This is a genomic window from Brevundimonas sp. UYEF29, from assembly GCF_040546195.1.
GTDB classification, from domain to species: Bacteria; Pseudomonadota; Alphaproteobacteria; order Caulobacterales; family Caulobacteraceae; genus Brevundimonas; species Brevundimonas huaxiensis.
On the sequence record NZ_JBEPNH010000003.1, the window covers coordinates 188401 to 207379 of the forward strand.

Below are 18979 nucleotides of genomic sequence, written 5' to 3' on the forward strand. Positions count from 1 at the left end.
TCACACCGCACCTTCGTCACCGTCCGTCACCCTCGGCACAGAACCCGAGGGTGACGGTTCTAAAAATTGGCAGGTTTCCCGCGTCGATCCGAACCGGAACAGGCTAAGCGGAACGCGCAGCCGATCTGCCAATTCCTGGAAAATGATGGCGCGGAGCGCCTATGCCTTCGCGGAGCCTTCTCGACCGAGACCTTTTTCGCGGGGCGGTATCTGCCGCTCTAGTGCGCGACGGGCGCGCTGGGCCAGGACAGGCGGGCGATCGCGCCCGGCGATGAGGGCTGTAGGGACCATTCTCCGCCCAGCTGGCGGGCCAGGGCGGTGATGATCCGCAGGCCCAGGCTGGTCGGTTCGGCGGCCGTATCCTCGGCGACGCCCACGCCGTCGTCGGCGACGGTCAGGGTGCGCACCGCGCCGTCGTCGCACAGGTCGATCGTGATCCGGCCGGGCCGATCGGGAAAGCCATGCTCCAGCGCGTTGTTGACGCATTCCAGCATGATCAGCACCACGGGCGTGGCCTCCTCGGCCGACAGGACCACATCGCCGCCGGAGATGGAGACGACCACGTCGTCTCGCGCGGCCGCCGTCAGCGCATCGTCGACGATCGATCGCGCCACATCGTGAAAGGCCGTCTTCTTCTGATCGGCGTCGGCCAGACTGCGCTGGATGCGGGCGACCAGACCGGTGCGGGCCGAGGCGTCGGTCAAGGCCTTTTTCGCGCCCGGATCGACGGTCGTGCGCGCCTCCAGCTTCAGCAGGGCGCTGACCATCTGGATGTTGTTCGACACCCGGTGCTGCACTTCCCGGAGCAGGATGTCGCGGCTTTCCGCCAGGGCGGTGCTGCGCTCGACCTCGCGCGCCAGCTTGGCCGACGCCTTATCCATGCCGACGATGAAGAAGATGTCGACGGCGACGACGAAGGCGTAAAAGCCGATGGCGACGAAGGTCGCGACGCCCAGGTCGAAGCCCGGCGGGCCGATCCAGAACCACCAGGCCGACAGGCCCGACAAGGTCGCTGTCAGAATGGCAGGCCGCAGACCGGCATAGAAGGCGACCAGGACGACGGCCGGAAAGAAAGTCAGATAAGGAAAGCCCGGCGGAAACCAGTGCGCCAGGCCATAGCGCAGGCCAAACGCGACCAGAAAGGCGACGACGGCCAAGGCGTATCCGCGCCAGGCTGGATTTCGAAACTTCTGGTGACGCATTCGCTTCCTCAGTGGACGCAGGGCGTCGATAAAATCGTGTATCGGGCAGTCTAACGTCCGCGTCTAGAACAGTTCGGCGTCCGGAACCCGTTGATCGACCAAAACTTAGGCCGACTCCCCCCCCTCGACAGCGCCGGGTCGCGCCCGCTGTCAGGCCTGATTGCAAAAGAAAAAGGGCCGGCCGGTCGCCCGGTCGGCCCTTCGTCGGTCAGCCTTGAGGCTAAGCGATCAGTATTTGACCTTCAGCGTCACGCCGTAGGTGCGCGGGGCGCCGAGATAGGCGTTGTAGGTCGCCGTGTCGGTGGCGATGTTGTAGTAGGTGCCGTTCGCTTGCGGCGTCGTGGTGTTGGTAAAGGCCGTACCCTGCAGCGGCGCGGCGAAGCCGACCTGGGTGTATTCTTCTTCCAGCAGGTTCTGGCCCCAGACCTCCAGCGTCCAGCGCTCATCCGCCGAACCTATCGATACGCGGCCGTTGACGACGGTGAAGGCGTCCTGGTTCTTGTACGGCAGCAGGTCCGAGCCGGTGTTGTATTCGGTCGAATATTTGGCCGACAGGTTGAAGCCGCCGCGCAGGCCGCCGCCCAGTTCGCGATCGAAGGCCAGGGCGCCGGTCAGCGACCATTCCGGAGCGAAGGAGGCACGCGCGCCCGGCAGCAGCGACAGCTGCGGGAAGCGGCCGGGGCTGGACAGGTCGCCGGCGCCGAACTGGCCGTACTTGGCGTCGGTGTAGGTCACGCCGCCCTGGAAGCTCAGGCCCTCGACCGGGGTGAACCAGACCATGTCGGCGTCGACGCCGCGCGAGGTCAGTTCCGGGATCGATTCCACCACGAAGGCGGTGCCCAGGAAGGTGTTCAGCTGGAAGTTCTCGAACTTCTGATCGAAGTAGGTGACGTTCAGCAGCATGGTGCGGTCGAACAGGGTCGTCTTGACGCCCGCTTCATAGCTGTCGACCGTCTCGGCCTTGAAGAACAGCGAGGCGTCCGGCGTCACGCCCGTCTGCACCCGGTCCATATTGTAGCCCGCGCCCTTGTAGCCGCGCGCATACGAGCCATAGACCATGATCGACGGGTTGAAGCGGTAGGAGGCCTTGATCGTACCCGACAGGTCGGTGTCGCTGAACTTCTCCTGGATCCGACGACCGTCATACAGCGGGTTGGACCAGGGCAGGCACAGCAGGCCGAGCGCAGCGGCCGGCGTCGCGACGTTGGCGGTGCCGGGGATCGGCGAGACCGTGCGATTGGCCGGGTTCTGGTTGGCCAGGGCGCCGCCGCAGGCCGCGCCGTTGGTGCCCAGATTGTCCTGGATCCCGAACAGACGCTTGCTGTCGTAGGTGTAGCGCAGACCCAGGTTGATATCGAAGGCCTCGGTCACCCGGTAGGTGTTGTTGGTGAAGACGGCGACCGATTCCGACTTCTGGGAATAGTGGTCTTCATAGGCCTTGCCGACGCCGAAGGTCGGGGCGGCGGCGCTGGGCGGCACGGCGCCGATGACGCACAGCGGCTGACCCGCAGCGGCGCCGGCGGTGCCGACCAGGAAGCCGTTCGGATTGGTGAAGCAGCCCAGGCGCGACGGGCTGGGGCCGCCTACAGCCGCCGGCAGGGAGGCCGTCAGCAGCAGGGAGGCGAAGGCGTTGTAGTCCGAGCCATAGACATAGCTGTCGTCGAGATAGACGCCTTCCTTGGTGGCGAACAGACCGACCAGCCAGTCCAGCTTGTCCGAGGCACCGGCCAGGCGGAACTCCTGCGTCAGGTTGTCGACGCCGTAGCCGTTGGAGCCGTCGTTGGCGCGGTACAGGATGTCGGCGCCGGTGTAGTCCAGGTCCATCCCCTGCTGGAACGACCAGTCGCGCCACGAGGTCTGGGACGTCAGGGTGGCGTTGATGCTGGGGAAGTCGATGGTCGCTTCCGCCGACAGGCCCATGTCCTCGATCTCTTGCGGCGTCTCGCGGTTCGAATAGGCCAGGCGCGAGAAGGGCACGGCGCCGAAACCGGCGACCGGCGGACGCTGGCCCGGGCCGTTCGGCGCGGTCAGGGCGGCGACGAAGGCCTGGGTCGGGCCGACGCGCGTCTGCACGGCGACGCAGCAGTATTCCTCACGCTTGGTGTAGTCGGCGATCAGTCGCACCGACACGTCGTCGCTGGGCAGGATCAGCAGTTGGCCGCGCGTGGTCCAGTAATCCTGGTTCTGGTCGTCCTTGCGGGTGTTGGGACCGTCGCCGTTGTTGACGTCATAGAAGCCGTCACGCTCGCGGTGGGCGACAAACAGGCGACCGGCGATCTGGTCGGTCAGGCCGCCCGTGACCGAGACCGAACCGCCGATGGCGCCGAAGTTGCCGCCGGTCAGCTCGGCCGAGATCGACGGGTCGAACGACGGGCGTTCGGTGATGATGTTTATGACGCCGGCCGAGGTGTTCTTGCCGAACAGGGTGCCTTGCGGGCCCTTCAGGACCTCGATGCGGCTCAGTTCGCCCAGGTCGCCGAAGCCGACCGAGTTGCGCGAGCGATAGACGCCGTCGATCACCACGCCGACCGAGCTTTCCAGGCCAGGGTTGTCGCCGACGGTGCCGGCGCCGCGGATGCGCACGGTGGTGGAGGCTTCCGACTGGGTCGAGGTGACGGTCATGCCCGGCGTCAGGATCTGCAGATCCTTGATGTCCTGCACGCCCGCGCCGGCCAGGATTTCCTGCGACAGGGTCGTGACCACGATCGGCACGTCCTGCAGGCTCTGCTCACGCTTCTGGGCGGTGACGATGATGTCGTCGACGGTCGCCGGGGCTTCCTGCGCGGCGGCGACGCCTGCGAAGCCCCCGACGAGGCCAAAGACGGCGGCGCCCATGACGGCGGCGGACACAGTGGTCCTGAGTTGAAGATTGCGGCGCATAAGCGTCCTCCCGGCTGAAGCGGCGACGCCAGTGGCGATCGCAGCGTTTCCTGTTCCCTCGACGTCCCCTACGTGGGGGATCATTCGTTAGGGACAGGCTAAGCGCGCTTCGGGCCGACCGACAAGCGAGCGTTGTTACCCGCGACGATTTTTCGCCGCGGATTCGCCTTTGTGTGTCGAGGAAGCGACAGAAAACGCTGACGCTAGGTCAGTTTTTGCCCGTCTTTCGGCCCCAGAGGCTCGACCTCAGGGTGCAGGGCGGCGGGATCCACCTGGCGTTGGCGACCGGCGAGACCCAGCACCAAAGCCGCCGCGATCGCCGACAGGATCGAGCCGCCGATGACGCCCAGCTTGACCTCGACCTGTTCGGGCGAATCGACCGCGCCGGGGAAGGCCAGGACGCCGATGAACAGGCTCATGGTGAAGCCGACCCCGCACAGCAGCGAGACGCCGTAAACCTGCAGCCAACTGGCGCCCGTGGGCCGCGCGCCGATCCTCAGCGCCGAGGCCAGCCAGGCGGCGCCCAGGACGCCGATCTGCTTGCCGAAGAACAGGCCGAGCGCGATGGCGATGACCAGGGGCGCGAACGCCTGCTCCATCGACAGGCCGGCGAAGGAGACGCCCGCCTTGGCGAAGGCGAACAGCGGCAGGACCAAGAAGGCGTTCCACGGATGCAGATCGTGCATCGCCTCCTTCAGCGGGCTCTGGCCGTCTTCGGCCCGGCCCCTGATGGGCACGATCATGGCGAAGGCCACGGCGGTCAGGGAGGTGCTGAGCCCCGACAGCACCGTCAGATACCAGACCAGGGCGAACCCCAGCACCCAGAAGGGCGCCGGGATGCGGATACGGTGCGCCGCGACCGCGCCGATCGTCAGCGCCCCCAACGCCCAGAACAGCGGCGTCCAGTCGGCGCCCTCGCTGAACAGCACGGCGATCAGGGCGATGGCCCCAAGGTCGTCGACGATGGCCAGGGTCAGCAGGAAGACCCGCAACGACGACGGCAAGCCCTTGCCCACGAAGCCGAAGATGGCCAGGGCAAAGGCGATGTCGGTCGCCAGGGGGATGGGCCAACCGGCGTGCGGGGCCCCGATGGCGCCGGACAGCAGCAGATAGACCGCCGCGGGCCCCGCCATGCCGCCGAGCGCCGCCAGCACCGGCGTCGCGAGCTTCCTGGGATCGCTGAGTTCGCCGCGCACGATCTCGTATTTGATCTCCAGCCCCACGACGAGGAAGAAGATCGCCATCAGACCTTCCTTGATCCAGTCGGAGATCGTCTCCTCCAGCCGGATCGGGCCGATCTGCAAGACGTGGTAACTCTTGAGCCAGGCGAAATAGTCGGCCGACCAGGGCGAGTTGGCGATCGCCACGGCGGCGATGGCGGCCAGCGCCAGGGCCGAGCCGGATGCCGCCTCGGTCTTGAGGAAATCAAGTGTCAGTTTGCGCGCCACGGCGGCCTCCTAGCGAACGGAAGTTTCGTCGTGACGCCAGGTTATCGACGGGCGTCGGACCGGATTCGCAAACCAAAATCGGCGCGCCGGCCTGGCCGCACGGGGCGACCTGATGGCTGGGGCCAGAATAGAGGATCAGGGCGGCCAAGCCAAGCCGATGCAGGTTAGCCCCTCGGGCCGAACAGGATGAGCCCGGCGCCGACCAGACAAACGAGGCCGCCCAGGATGTCCCAGCGATCCGGCGGGGTCTTCTCGACCAGCGCCATCCAGATGAGGGAGGCGCAGATATAGACGCCGCCGTAGGCCGCGAAGGCGCGGCCCGCCGCGTCGCTGGGGGCCAGGGTCAGGAGCCAGGCGAAGGCGGTCAGGCAGGCGACGCCGGGCGCCAGCCACAGGGGTGAACGATCCAGCTTCAGCCAGGCCCAGAAGGCGAAACAGCCGCCGATCTCCGCCAGGGCCGCCAGCGGATAGATCAGCAGGGTTTTCACTCCGGCTTAGCAGCGTCGGCCTTGGCCGCGCGTTCGGCCGCCAGCTTGGCCAGGACCCGGCCACGGCCGCGCGACAGGGCGTGGATGGCGCCGCGCATGGTGGCGACCTCTTGCTCGGAGAAGGCGGCGCGGCCCAGCATGACGCGCAGGTTCTGGCTCATCGAACGCTTCTTTTCGGGCGGATAGAAGAAGCCGCCGTTTTCCAGCTCTTCCTCCAGATGCTCGTACATGCCGACCAGCAGGTCGTTCGACGCCGGCGGCTCGCTGTCGCGGAACCGCGGCGGCGGGGCGTCCAGGATCAGGGTGCGCCATTCATAGGCATTGATCGCCACGGCCTGGGCCAGGTTCAGCGAGTGGTGCTTCGGGTCGATCGGGATGGTGACGATGCCGGCGCACAGGGCGATGTCGGTCGTCTCCAGCCCGGCGCGCTCGCCGCCGAACAAGAGGCCGGTCTTCAGGCCCGAGGCCGTGTCGTCATAGAGGACGCGGCTGGCTTCGCGCGGCGTGCGCACGGGTTGGCGCGTCTCGCGCGGGCGGGCGGTGGTTGCGAAGACGGTGTTGAGGTCGGCGATGGCCTCGGCGACACTGTCGAACACCCGCACCCCGTCCAAGACCCAGTCGGCGCCCGAGGCCGTGGCCCAGGCCCGCTCCTGGGGCCAGCCGTCGCGGGGGCTGACCAGGCGCAGGTCCGACAGGCCGAAATTGGCCATCACCCGCGCCACGGCGCCGATGTTCTCGGCCATCTGCGACTTGTCGAGGATGACGGCGGGAGGTGTCAGCTCAGGCAACGCAATCAGTCCTCGCCCACCATGGCGATCCAGGGGTCGGCGGTTCCGGCCTCGACCTCGGCGACCTTGACGGCGGGCCAGCCGATGGAGGCGCTGCCGGATGCGGTCCAGGCGGAGACGATGAAGTCGCGCAGTTCGCCGGCGCCCGCCGCCAGACGTTCGTTGACGAAGGCCGCGCCGCGCGGGTCTGCGTCACGGAAACCGCCGGCCTTTTCCAGGCGATAGAAGGGGATCACCGTGCCGAGCGTCGTGGTCAGATAGGAGACGGTGCGCGCCTTGACGTCGAACCCGTCCAGTTTGGCGGCCGGCATGGCGGCCTCGACAGCGTCCAGACGGGCGACGCGGTTGGTGAAATCGCCCTCGAACACGGCGTGGGTCTGGCGCGAGTTGGTGAAGCCTTCCGGGTTCGGGAAGTCGCCCCAGCCGTTGTAGTGGATGCTGGTGTGATGCGGCTGAGAGCCGTCGCCGACATAGTGGCCCATCACGCCGATGTCGCGCAGGATCAGGGCCTCGCGGCGGAGGCGGTCGGCGCGATACCAGGCCTGACGCTCCATATTGGTCTCACGCTTCTCGGCGGCGTTCAGCACGCGCCAATAGGCGAAGTCGCGGCCCAGCTGCTGCCATGCGTCCATCATGGCGTAGGGCAGATAGCCGGCGTCGTTAACGTCCAGACCGGCCTTGGTCAGGGCGGCGTCATATTCGGACTTCAGGCGCGGCAGGTCGTGGAGGCTCATCCCGCGCTGGTCGTAGACGCGCCCCTGGTCGTCCAAATCGACGAAGTGGGCGGTGTCGCGCTCGCGATCGTGGGGCTGGCCGGCGCCCTTCCAGCGGTCGGGCTCGCGCGCCAGTTCGCCCACGTCGGCGATGGCGGCGGGGGTGCGCAGGAAGGCCGGCAGTTCGTCCGGCAGGGCCCGCATCGCCGCCACGCCGATCAGGCGGTGGCCGGTGTTGCCCCAGGCGGTGACGGTGACAGCCGGCGCGGCGACCGCGACGAGGGCCAGGGCGGCGATGGCGAGACGTTTCATGGACAAACCTCAACAAGGATCACGCCCGTCTAACGCATCCTTGATCGCGCCTCCAGCGTCCAAGGGGTGGCGTGAGGCGCATCGGCGCCTAGGTTATGAAGGCTCCCCCTTCGTCTGTTTCAGGCTCCACGCCCTTGGGGAGCGATGACGTGATTGCGTCGTCGCCGTCGTCGGACGGCCCTTTAAGTGGACGCCAGACCGAAAGGACATTCCCATGCGCACGCCCCGCATCGCCCTTCTTGCTTCCGTCGCCCTTCTTGCGACCGCTGCGACCGCTCACGCCCAAGACGCATCAACCACATCGCAGACGCCGACGGCCGCGCCGATGGCCGGCTCGACCACCTTCACCGATGACGAGCTGAAGAAGTTCGACGACGCCATGGCCAAGGTGAGAGCGGTCAGCGACACGCTGAACGGCGCCCAGCCGACGCCGGAACAGCAGGCGCAGATGGCCGCCGCAGTGCAGGATTCGGGGCTGGAAGTGACGCGCTTCAACACCCTGTCCAACGCCGTCGCCGCCGATCCGGCCCTGGCGGCGCGCATTCGGGTGGTCAACGCCACGCCGCCCGCGCCCGGCACGCCGGCCGCCGCCGTGACCGATGACGAACTGAATCGCTTCGTCACCGCCATGACGCAGATCCGCGCCGTCACAGCCGAGGTGCAGAACAACCAGGCGACGCCCGAGCAGAGCGCCAAACTGACGGCGGCGGTCGAGGCGTCCGGCCTGACGACCGAGCGTTTCAACGCCATCTCGCAACTGGTGTCCGCGACGCCCTATCTTCAGGCCAAGGCGCAACTGGCCGGCGCGCGTCTGGAGAAGGGCGTGAGCCAGTAGGGATCAGGTGTCGGCGGGCTCGCGCTGGATGTCCGGCGCGGCCGGGCCCGCCTCGTCCTCGTTCAGCAGACGGCCTTCGCGACGGGGCTTGATGTAGGGAGCGGGCTGGGGCGTCGGCATGTTGCCGCGCATCAGCTGGCGGCCGGCCTTGAGCCCGCCGGTCAGCTGCAGGTCCAGTCGGGCCTCGTCGCGACGGCGCACGTCGCCGATGGTCTCGGCCGCCTCATGCTCGTCCAGCCCCAGTTCGACCAGGGCGCGCTCGCCGAACTTGAGCGCCGACTCGAAGGTCTCGCGGATTTGGTAGTCCACCCCGGCCTGGATTAGCCGCATCGAATGCCCTCGGTCGAAGGCGCGGGCCATGATCCGGGTGGTCGGGAACTCCGACTTGACCAGTTCGACGATGCGGTCGGCGGCCTCGGGCTTGTCGACGCAGACCAGGACCATCTCGGCCTCCTCCGCGCCCGAAGCGCGCAGGGTGTGCAGCTGGGTGCCGTCGCCGTAGTAGACCTTGAACCCGAACTGGGAGGCGGCTTGGATCATCTCCACGTCGTTCTCGATGATCGACACGTCGACGTCGCGGGCCAGCAGGGGTTGGGACACAACCTGGGCGAAACGGCCGAAGCCGATGATCAGCACCTGGCCGCGCAGGTCCTTGGCGAAATCCACGCCCTCGGCGCTTTCGGCGTCCTGGACCGGCTTGGGCGACAGCCGCGCGATCAGCAGCGAGGTCAGGGGCGTCAGGGCCATCGACAGGATCACCACCGCCGACATCATCGCCCCGATGCGGGCGTCGAACAGGCCGGCGGCGACGGCGGCGCCGTACAGGACGAAGGCGAACTCGCCGCCTTGCGCGAACAGGCCCGCGCGCTCGATCGCCTCATGGTGCGAGGCCTTGAACAGGCGCGCGACGGCATAGATGCCGACGCCCTTAACCAGCATGAAGGCCACGACCCCGCCCAGCACCAGACGCCAGTCGGCGACGACCACCGACACGTCCAGCGACATGCCGACGCTGAGGAAGAACAGGCCCAAAAGGATGGCGCGGAACGGCTCGACGTCGGCCTCCAGCTGGTGACGGAAGGTGGATTCCGACAGCAGGACCCCGGCCAGGAAGGCGCCCATGGCCATGGACAGGCCGCCCAAGGACATGGCCCAGGCGGCGCCGACCACCACCAGCAGGGCCGCCGCCGTCATCACCTCGCGTCCGCCATATTGGGCCAGGAGACGGAAGACGGGATTGACCAGATATTTGCCGGCCAGCAGCACCCCGCCGACCGCCGCGACCGCGAAGCCGACGGTCTGCCACAGGGGCGGCGCCTGTTCATTGGCCACGCCCAGCACCGAGGCCAGGACGGCGACGATCGCCAGCAGCGGCACGATGGCCAGATCCTCGAGCAGCAGGATGGAGACCGCGCGCTGGCCCGGCCCGCCCGCGATCTCGCCGCGCTCTTCCAGCATCTGCATGATGACGGCGGTGGACGACAGGACAAAGCCCATGGCGCCGACGAAGGCGACGGGTGCGGAGAAGCCGGCCAGCATGGCGGTCAGGGTCAGGATCAGGCCGCAGAACAGCACCTGGGCCGCGCCGAGGCCGAAGATTTCCTTGCGCAGTCCCCAGAGCCGCTTGGGCCGCATCTCCAGCCCGATGATGAACAGGAAGATGACCACGCCGAACTCGGCGACGTGCAGGATGGTCTCGGGCTCGCGGAACAGCTTCAGGCCGAAGGGACCGATGGCCAGGCCCGCCGCCAGATAGCCCAGCACCGACCCCAGGCCGATGCGCTTGAACACCGGCACGGCGAGCACGCCCGCGGCCAGCAGAGCGGCCGCCGCGCCCAGATCCAGTCCCGTCGTCGCCTCAGCCATCGCATCCCCCAAGCTTGGCTTCTATTGTGGAGGTCTTGGTCTGCGATTGCGAGAGGACACGAAAGACACGCTGAAAGATCATCGTGCGTCGAGGGGGTTCTATCGCCACAGTTTCGCCCCAGGACGACCCGTGACTGGCGACAAGACAACAACCGGAGGAAGCCATGTCACGTGTCATCAGGATCGCGGCCATTTCGCTGCTGAGCGTTTCTTTTGCAGCGCCTCCAGTGGCGCTGCCGTCCGTCGCACTTGCCAAGCCGCTGGATGGCGAACCGACGCCTGCGGCCTGTGGTCCGCTGGGTTTCGACCTGGGCCAGCCCGCTCCGGTCGCTGCGCCTCCGGTGCGGCGTGTGGCGCCGCCTCCCGTGAACATCACGCCAAGCCGTAAGGAAGATCGCGTCGAATATACCGGCCCGCCCGTCAATATACCGGGCCCGCCACCCCCGCCCGCGCCGCCCGCGCCCGCGCCTCCTCCGCCTCCTCCGCCTCCGCCTGTGCCGTCATCGATGGCGCCGCAAGATATTGTCGTCACAGGCTCCCGGATCACGCGATCACCGGGCGCCCCGACGTCGCCCGGCATGATGACGCCGCCTCCCGCCGAGACCGAACGCTATCCGGATGCAACGCCCAATCCGGTGAAGCGGACCAGCGATCAGCCGGTCTCGACCTTCTCGATCGACGTCGACACGGCGTCCTATTCGAACGTGAAGCGCTTCATCGACGAGGGGCGTGCGCCGCCCAAGGATGCGGTGCGGGTCGAGGAGCTGATCAACGCCTTCGACTATGACTATGCCCGGCCGACCAGCCAGACCCGGCCCTTCGCCATCACGACGGCGGTCGCGGCCTCGCCCTGGGCTGACGGGCGCCAGATCGTGCACATCGGCCTGCAAGGTTATGAACTGCCGACGGGCGAGCAGCGGCCGCTGAACCTGACCTTCCTGGTCGACGTCTCCGGCTCGATGGGCAGCCCCGACAAGCTGGATCTGGCCAAGAAGGCGATGAACCTGGCCATCGACCGGCTGAGGCCGCAGGACACTTTGGCCGTCACCTATTACGCGGAAGGCGCCGGCACGACCCTGCAGCCGACCAAGGGCGACGAAAAGCTGAAGATGCGCTGCGCGGTCGCCAGCCTGAAGGCCTCGGGCGGCACGGCCGGGGCGAGCGGCATGACCAACGCCTATGACCAGGCCCAGGCCAACTTCGCCCGCGACAAGGTCAACCGCATCCTGATGTTCACCGACGGCGACTTCAACGTCGGGGTGACCGACAACAAGCGGCTGGAGGACTATGTCGCCGACAAGCGCGAAACCGGCATCTATCTCTCGGTCTATGGCTTCGGGCGCGGCAACTATCAGGACGCGCGGATGCAGACCATCGCCCAGGCGGGCAATGGGGTGGCGGCCTATGTCGGGAACCTGAGGGATGCGCGCCGCCTGTTCGGACCGGCCTTCGACAAGGGCGCCTTCCCCATCGCCGACGACGTCAAGATCCAGGTCGAGTTCAATCCCGCCCGCGTCGCCGAATGGCGGCTGATCGGCTATGAGACCCGGCTGCTGAACGAGGAAGACTTCAACAACGACCAGATCGATGCGGGCGAGGTGGGATCGGGCGCCAGCGTCACGGCCCTGTACGAGATCACCCCCGTCGGCGGGCCGACGCAGATCCCCGACAGGCGCTATTCCGACAACCGTATCGGGGTCGGCGGCGGCGATCCGAACGGGGAGATCGGCTTTATCCAGGTGCGCTACAAACAGCCGGGCCAGAGCCGCTCGGAGCTGATCCAGCAGCCGTTGACCAACCGCGCGGGCGGGCCGGTCAGCGCCCAGCCGCCGGAATCGACGCGATGGGCCATCGCGGTAGCCGGCTTTGGGCAGAAGCTGAGGGGCGATCCGTGGATGACGGCCGACTATGGCTGGGACCGGATCATCGATCAGGCGCAAGGGGCCAGGGGCGAAGACCCCTATGGCGACCGGGCCGAGTTCGTCCAGTTGGTGCGAGCGGCCCAGGGCCTTCCCACTATGCGGACGCCCTGACCGGAACCGCCACGCTCGCGGCGGGTTTTCCAGCGCAACGCTTCAACCAAGGAAACCCGCCATGAAGATCCGCGACGTGATGACCAAGGACGTGCACCTGGCCCGGCCCGCCGACACCATCCAGGACGTGGCCAGCCGCATGGCCAAGGGCGGCTTCGGCTTCGTGCCCGTGGCGGACGGCGATCAGCTGATCGGCACCATCACCGATCGCGACATCGTGGTGCGCGCCCTGGCCACGGGCGCCGCCTCGAGCGCCTCGGTGGTGGAGTTCATCACCCGCGATCCGCAGACGGTGATGGACACCGACGATCTGAAGGTCGTGCTGGACCTGATGGGCGCCAAGCAGATCCGCCGCGCCCCGGTCGTGGACAAGCATGGCCGCGTGGTCGGCGTCGTGTCGTTGGGCGACCTGTCGACGCGCGTGAAAGAGAAATACGCCGGCGAGACGCTGGAAAGCATCTCGCGTTAAGACCTGCGTAACCGCGCCCCGACACCGGGCGTCAAGGATCGTCGTTCATGCTGTTCCTTCGAATATCGGAGGATGGCATGGCGCGCGCACAGTTCCAGAAGGGTCAGAAGGTCTGGGTCGAGTGCGTCGGCGCCTGGGCCTTCATCGAACAGGTCCAGCCCGTCTGGGCCAAGGGGTTCGAGGAGCCCGTGCGCGTCACCTATGACGTCGGTCTGGGGCGCGAGTTCACCGCCAACGAACTGTTGCTGGCGACCGATGATCCGGCCTCGGACCAAGGCTTGGGGGAGTGGCGGCTGCTGCGCGCGCGCAATAAATGGCAACTGCCCGAGGATTGCCTGCATCACCCCCACCCCGGCACCTATCCGGTCGTCGTGACCGATCGGGCGGACTGGGGCGGTTGGCGTGTGCCGGGCGCCGAATACGACCGTAACCCCCAGCATATCGAGTTTCAGGCCCGGCTGATCGCCGCCGCGCCCCAATTGATGCGCCTGGCCCAGGATCTGGTGGATCTGGTCGCCGAAACACCGGAGGATGCGCCGCCGGCCGTCCTGACCCTGGCCCGACAGGCGCGCGATACGCTGCACGGGGTGACGCGTGTGCTGGAGCCGGCGCCCGACCGCCTGTTGTCGCCGGTCACCGCCGCTTAAAAAGCCGTTAAAAGCGCGCGCCGAGCCTCGACACGAATCCGCGACGCAGCCTAGATTCCGGCAACGAAGTGTTTGTCGGAGGGTCGGGGCTTGCGGGACGAGGAGCGGCGGGAAAATCGGTCGGGGCGTCGCGCCTCCGACCGCGCCGCCGGCGCGCCCGCCTGGTTGCGGATCACCGTCCTTGTTCTGGCGCTGATCGCGGCCGCCTATGCCCTGATGGCGTCGCGCGAGTTCAGCCGGCCGACCCGCGAAATCAGCCGCCTGGAAGCCGAAAACCTGAAGCTGAACGCCGAGCTGGTCGCCAGCCAGACCGCCGCGTTGATCAAGTCCGCCGAACCGGGCCTGGCCGCCGGCCGCACCGCCATCGTCGCCAAACGCGCCCCCATAGAGGTCGTCGAGGCCGCGCAGGCCGCCGCGGCCCAGGTCGCCTTCACCCTGGTCGGTCCCGGCGAGACGGTGCAGGCCGCCAAGGGCGAAGGATCTGTCGTCGCCGGCCAGACCAATGCAGATGGTCTGAGGCTGGAGGCGCGGATCGCCCCTGTCCTGCCGGAAGGCGGCGAAACGCGGATCGTGTCGGCGGGCGGCGTGGTGCTGGCCTCCGCGCGCGCCGCCGAGATCGGCCAACCCATCCGCACCCTGATCGGCGTCGATCCTGCGGCCCTGGTCGACCAGGCCGAACCGCGCGCCGTGACGCTGGGCGGCCAGGCCGGCCTCGCCGCCGCCGCTCGAACTGTCGCGGGGGGGCCCTATGTGGTCGCGATCTCGGAAGGGACGACCGCCTCGGTCTTCGACGACGCCTGGGTGGTGCTGGCGCCACTGCTGCTGGGGGTCGGGGTCGTGGTTTTATTCGTCCTCTACGGCCTGCGTCAGACGCGCCAGCATCGCGAACGGGTGGCGACCGAAAAGCGGTTCCGCATCGCCGTCGAAGCCGCGCGGTGCGGGGTGTGGGAGTGGGATTTGGCCAAGGGCGAGGTGTCGCTGTCGGACTATATGGCCGCGCTGCTGGGCTTTTCGCGCGGCGGAGTGACCGACGCCGAGGATGTGATCGGCCGCGTCCATCCGCGCTTTCAGGAAGATTTCCGCCACGCCCTGCGCCAGGCGGCGGCCTATGGCGCCTTCGAGATCACCTTTCCGGTGGCGGGACCGGACGGGCGGGCGCGCTGGATCGACGCGCGCGGCCAGGCGCGCGGGGAGCGCGGGGACACGGGCTTTTCCGCCATCCTGGGCGTGGCGTTGGACATCACCGAGGCGCGCCGCGCCCGCGCCGCCGCCCAAGCCGCCGAAAGCCGGCTGCGCGACGGGGTGGAGAGCATCTCCGAGGCCTTCGTCCTGTTTGATCGTCAGGGCCGGCTGATCCTGTGGAACCAGGCGTTCGAGGACGCCTTCAACTTCGATCACGGCGTGGTGCGGCGCGGCGCCATGAAGGACGAGCTGAACCGGATCGCCGGTCTGGCCATCAAGGCCGAGCATCGCCCGGCCAGCGGTCGTGCGGGTCTGCGCGAGGTCGAGCTGAACGACGGGCGCTGGCTGCAACTTTCAGAGCGGTTCACCTCCGAAGGCGGCTCGGTCGTCACCGCCGCCGACATCACCGCCATCAAACGCCAGGAGGCCGAGCGCCGCCGCGCCGCCGACGATCTGCGGGCCACCGTCGATCAGCTGGAATCCAGCCAGGAGAAGCTGTCGCTGCTGGCGCGCAAATACGAGGTCGCCATGACCCGGGCCGAGGCCGCCAACCAGGCCAAGTCCGAGTTCCTGGCCAATATGAGCCACGAGTTGCGCACGCCGTTGAACGCCATCAACGGCTTTTCGGAGATCATGGCCAGCGAACTGTTCGGGCCGCTGAATGAGAAATACAAGGGCTACGCCGGCGACATCCTGAAGTCCGGCCAGCATCTGCTCAGCCTGATCAACGACGTGCTGGACATGGCCAAGATCGAGGCCGGCAAGATGACCCTGCACTATGAGCCGGTGTCCTTGCGCGAGGTGTGCGAGGACGCGGTGCGGCTGATGCGCGGCAAGGTGCAGGAAGCGGGACTGAAGATCGCGGTCGAGGCCGGCGACCTGCCCGACATCGAGGCCGATCAGCGCGGCGTCAAACAGGTGATGCTGAACCTGATCTCCAACGCCGTGAAGTTCACGCCCGAGGGCGGCTCCATCGTCGTGTCGCTGAAACCCTTCGTCGGGGCCAAGGGCGAGGACCGCATCCGCGTCGCCTGCGCCGACACCGGCATCGGCATCGCGCCACAGGACCTGGTGCGCTTGGCCCGCCCCTTCGAACAGGTCGAGGGCCAGCATTCCAAGACCACCCAGGGCACCGGCCTGGGCCTGGCCCTGACCAAGTCCCTAATTGAAATGCACGGCGGCCAACTGAGCATGGAAAGCCAGCCGGGCGTCGGAACGGTCGTCAGCTTCGACCTGCCGGTCAAACGCCCCGACCAGACGGTGCAGCCTATCCGGGCGGCGTTCGCGGCTTAGAGTCTTGCGATAACTTCGGCTGCCGATGACGATGTCGCATTTCGACGTAGGGCGCTATTCCAACGCGGTGTTTTGCAGCCCCTCCACAATGATCTAGCGTTGTGCAAGAATGACCTGGGGCAGTCCTTCGACCGCCCTATGAATGCACGAGGACAAAGATGATCGTTGCTGCCTTTTTGATGGCGAGCCTTCTCGGGCAGAATGCTGCTCCCCCGATCATCACTCCCTCGGACCCTGACGCCGCTGAAGCCGTCGCAGCATTTATGGGGTTAGGAAGATACTCTGGGACGTGTGTCGCCCATCTTCCCGCTGGCGCCAAGGCGCGCGTGGACACTCTCACTTCAGATCAGGCGCCGTCGGGCGTCCAGGCGTGGCTAATCTCCAGCTTCAAGCAAGGGTATGCGGAAGGTCTTGCGGACCCTAACCGCTCCAACCGGACGGCTTCTGAATGTCGAGACATGGAACGGGCGGCAAACTCCAGGATGCAAGCCGTCGCAGAACGGCTAAACGGCCGCCGTTAAGGATGCGTTACAGTCTCGGTGCACACCTTAGGAAGACGCTACCGTCATAGGCCGAAACTGCGGCCCGCCCTAAATCAACTCCACGCCCATCGCAGTGGCTTCGCCGCCGCCGATGCACAGGGCGGCCATGCCGCGGGTTTTGCCGTGGGCTTTCAGGGCGGACAGGAGGGTGGTCAGGACGCGGGCGCCGGAAGCCCCAAGCGGGTGGCCCAGGGCGCAGGCGCCGCCGTTGACGTTGATCTTGTCGTGGGGGATGCCGAGTTCCTGCATGGCGATCATCGGCACGATGGCGAAGGCCTCGTTGACCTCCCACAGATCGACGTCGTCGGCGCTCCAGCCGGCCTTCTTCAGCGCCTTTTGCAGGGCGAAGACCGGGGCGGTGGTGAACAGGTGCGGTTCGTGGGCGTGGGCGGCCTGGCTGACCACGCGGGCGACCGGCGTCAGGCCCAAGGCCTGGGCCGTCGATTGGCGCATCATGACCAGAGCGGCGGCGCCGTCCGAAATCGAGGCGGCGGAGGCCGCGGTGATCGTGCCGTCCTTGCCGAAGGCGGGCTTCAGATTGGGGATCTTGGACGGGTCGGACCGGGTCGGCTGTTCGTCGCGGTCGACGGTGACGGGGCCTTTGCGGGTCTTGACCTCGACCGAGGCGATCTCGGCGTCGAAGGCGCCTGTCTCCTGGGCGCGCTTGGCCCGGCCCGCGCTCTCGATGGCGTAGGCGTCCTGCTGCTCGCGGGTGAACTGATAGGCCTTGGCCGTGTCCTCGGCGAACTGCCCCATCAGCTTGCCGGGGGTGTAGGCGTCCTCCAGCCCGTCCAGATACATGCTGTCGGAAATGACGTCGTGACCGATGCGTGCGCCGCCCCGGTGCTTTTGCATCAGATACGGGGCGTTGGTCATGGACTCCATGCCGCCCGCCACGATCACATCGACCGAACCGGCGGCCAGGGCATCGTGCGCCATCATGGCCGCCTGCATGCCCGAACCGCACATCTTGTTGATGGTGGTCGCCTCGGTGGAGGTGGGCAGGCCCGCGCCCATGCCCGCCTGACGCGCCGGCGCCTGGCCCAGGCCCGCAGGCAGGACGCAGCCCATGATGATCTGCTCGACCTTTTGCGGATCGAGACCCGCGCGGTCCAGGGCCGCCTTCACCGCGACGGCGCCCAGGTCGGTGGACTTGGCGTCGGACAGCGCGCCCTGGAAACCGCCCATCGGGGTGCGGGCGTAGGAGACGATGACGACGGGATCGGCGGATGGGGTCGCGGACATGGGGACGGCTTCCTCTATTTCGGGCGAGAGATAGCGATCCCGGCCGGTCAGGAAAAGTGCAGCCGCCGATACTTGCCCCGGAAATAGAGCAGCGGATCGCGGCGCGGCTCGAACCGGGCGCGCCTGACACGGCCGATGATGACCAGATGATCGCCGGCCTCGACGATCTGTTCGGTTCCGCATTCGAAACTGGCCAGGGCGCCCGACAGGATGGGCGCCCCGGTGTCCCAGGTCTCCCACGCCACGTCCTGGAAGCGGTCGGCCTGGGACCGGGCGAAGACGCCGGAGGTCGGCTGCTGGCCGATATGCAGGACGTTGATGGCGAAATGCTCGGACCGGCGGAAACGGTCGACATTGGTGGACGAACGGGCCAGGCAAAACAAGATCAGCGGCGGATCCAGCGACACCGAGGAGAAGGAGTTGGCGGTCAGGCCGACGGGCTGTCCGGCCTCATCCAGGGTCGTGACCACCGTGACCCCGGTGGCGAAACAGCCCAGGGCGTCGCGCAGGGTGCGGGGGTCCGAGCCGGCCTGATAATACAGGGCGTCGCGCGGGGCGTGGCGTTCGAGGAAGCCCAGAAGGGCGGCGTTCTCGGCCTCGACCGCGTCAGGCGCCTCGGCGCGCGCGATCGTCTGGATCGGGACGCCGGCCAGCTGCGCCTCAAGCTCAGGCGAGACGGCCCCCTGCCCTTCGGCGACGACCGCCAGACAGCTGGCCAGGGCCGGGCCGGTGACGGAGAGCGCAGGCGCGACAGCCGCCAGGGTCGTGTCGGAACAGACGATGGCCGGGCGAGAGGGAAGTTCGGTCAGCAGTCGGCGCAAGGCGGCGGAGCCGTCGTCCGCCGCGTCGAAGTCGGCGGTCAGCATGACATGGCGGCCGGCCTCGACCAGCGCGCGCACCGACCGGCGCCAGTCGCCGGACAGACGCTCGGGCGCGCCGATCAGCAGGACGATCGGATCCTCGGGGTCGCCCCAGCTTTCGACGTCCAGGCCTCCGTGCGGGGGCGGCGATGCGGTCATGAGGTAGGGCGGTCCGG

Annotated in this window: 14 protein-coding genes; 5 read left to right on the forward strand and 9 right to left on the reverse strand. The window is 67.8% G+C overall.

Going from position 1 to position 18979, the window contains the following annotated elements; genetic code table 11:
• Nucleotides 1-218: 218 nt before the first annotated feature.
• The 6 genes from ABIB58_RS06535 to ABIB58_RS06560 form a co-directional block, all read right to left on the reverse strand.
• Entirely contained in the window at nucleotides 219-1202 is a 984-nt protein-coding gene (locus ABIB58_RS06535; protein ID WP_354039788.1) for a sensor histidine kinase, read from the reverse strand.
• A 228-nt stretch (nucleotides 1203-1430) separates the two neighbouring features.
• Entirely contained in the window at nucleotides 1431-4082 is a 2652-nt protein-coding gene (locus tag ABIB58_RS06540) for a TonB-dependent receptor (protein ID WP_354039790.1), read from the reverse strand.
• 203 nt (nucleotides 4083-4285) lie between these two features.
• Complete coding sequence (gene nhaA / locus ABIB58_RS06545; protein WP_354039792.1) at nucleotides 4286-5530, reverse strand: Na+/H+ antiporter NhaA; 1245 nt, start codon at nucleotides 5528-5530, stop codon at nucleotides 4286-4288.
• Nucleotides 5531-5694: 164 nt separating this feature from the next.
• A complete protein-coding gene (locus ABIB58_RS06550) occupies nucleotides 5695-6018 on the reverse strand; it encodes a YnfA family protein (RefSeq protein ID WP_354039794.1) in 324 nt (107 codons plus the stop codon).
• Nucleotides 6015-6806 (reverse strand): RNA methyltransferase, encoded by a 792-nt coding sequence (locus tag ABIB58_RS06555; protein ID WP_354039796.1) that lies wholly within the window; start codon nucleotides 6804-6806, stop codon nucleotides 6015-6017. Before ABIB58_RS06555 ends, ABIB58_RS06550 begins: the two co-directional genes overlap by 4 nt.
• Before the next feature lie 5 nt (nucleotides 6807-6811).
• Nucleotides 6812-7831: a phospholipase C/P1 nuclease family protein gene (locus ABIB58_RS06560; protein WP_354039798.1), complete on the reverse strand. Its 1020-nt coding sequence runs from the start codon at nucleotides 7829-7831 to the stop codon at nucleotides 6812-6814.
• Nucleotides 7832-8045: 214 nt separating this feature from the next.
• Between ABIB58_RS06560 and ABIB58_RS06565 the strand changes: the two genes are divergently transcribed.
• The gene (locus ABIB58_RS06565; protein WP_354039800.1) at nucleotides 8046-8666 is read left to right on the forward strand and encodes a DUF4168 domain-containing protein; all 621 of its coding nucleotides are present in this window, start codon (nucleotides 8046-8048) and stop codon (nucleotides 8664-8666) included.
• Nucleotides 8667-8669: 3 nt separating this feature from the next.
• Here the strand turns inward: ABIB58_RS06565 and ABIB58_RS06570 are convergent, their stop codons facing one another.
• On the reverse strand, nucleotides 8670-10532 hold the full coding sequence (locus ABIB58_RS06570) for a monovalent cation:proton antiporter-2 (CPA2) family protein (RefSeq protein WP_354039802.1): 1863 nt from the start codon (nucleotides 10530-10532) through the stop codon (nucleotides 8670-8672).
• 578 nt (nucleotides 10533-11110) lie between these two features.
• Here ABIB58_RS06570 and ABIB58_RS06575 point away from each other — a divergent pair.
• The 4 genes from ABIB58_RS06575 to ABIB58_RS06590 all read left to right on the forward strand — a co-directional run bounded on the left by ABIB58_RS06575 (nucleotide 11111) and on the right by ABIB58_RS06590 (nucleotide 16156).
• Nucleotides 11111-12565: a vWA domain-containing protein gene (locus tag ABIB58_RS06575; protein ID WP_082064545.1), complete on the forward strand. Its 1455-nt coding sequence runs from the start codon at nucleotides 11111-11113 to the stop codon at nucleotides 12563-12565.
• 61 nt (nucleotides 12566-12626) lie between these two features.
• Entirely contained in the window at nucleotides 12627-13034 is a 408-nt protein-coding gene (locus ABIB58_RS06580) for a CBS domain-containing protein (protein WP_045811913.1), read from the forward strand.
• 77 nt (nucleotides 13035-13111) lie between these two features.
• Nucleotides 13112-13681, forward strand: a complete 570-nt coding sequence (locus tag ABIB58_RS06585) for a hypothetical protein (protein WP_045811921.1) — start codon at nucleotides 13112-13114, stop codon at nucleotides 13679-13681.
• A gap of 90 nt (nucleotides 13682-13771) precedes the next feature.
• Entirely contained in the window at nucleotides 13772-16156 is a 2385-nt protein-coding gene (locus ABIB58_RS06590) for a PAS domain-containing sensor histidine kinase (protein ID WP_354039806.1), read from the forward strand.
• 590 nt (nucleotides 16157-16746) lie between these two features.
• Here ABIB58_RS06590 and ABIB58_RS06595 read toward each other — a convergent pair.
• Nucleotides 16747-17943 carry an acetyl-CoA C-acyltransferase gene (locus tag ABIB58_RS06595; protein WP_045811911.1) on the reverse strand — a complete coding sequence of 399 codons (1197 nt, stop codon included), beginning with the start codon at nucleotides 17941-17943 and terminating at the stop codon, nucleotides 16747-16749.
• A 47-nt stretch (nucleotides 17944-17990) separates the two neighbouring features.
• A complete protein-coding gene (locus ABIB58_RS06600; RefSeq protein WP_354039808.1) occupies nucleotides 17991-18962 on the reverse strand; it encodes a flavin reductase family protein in 972 nt (323 codons plus the stop codon).
• Between the last annotated feature and the right edge of the window lie 17 nt (nucleotides 18963-18979).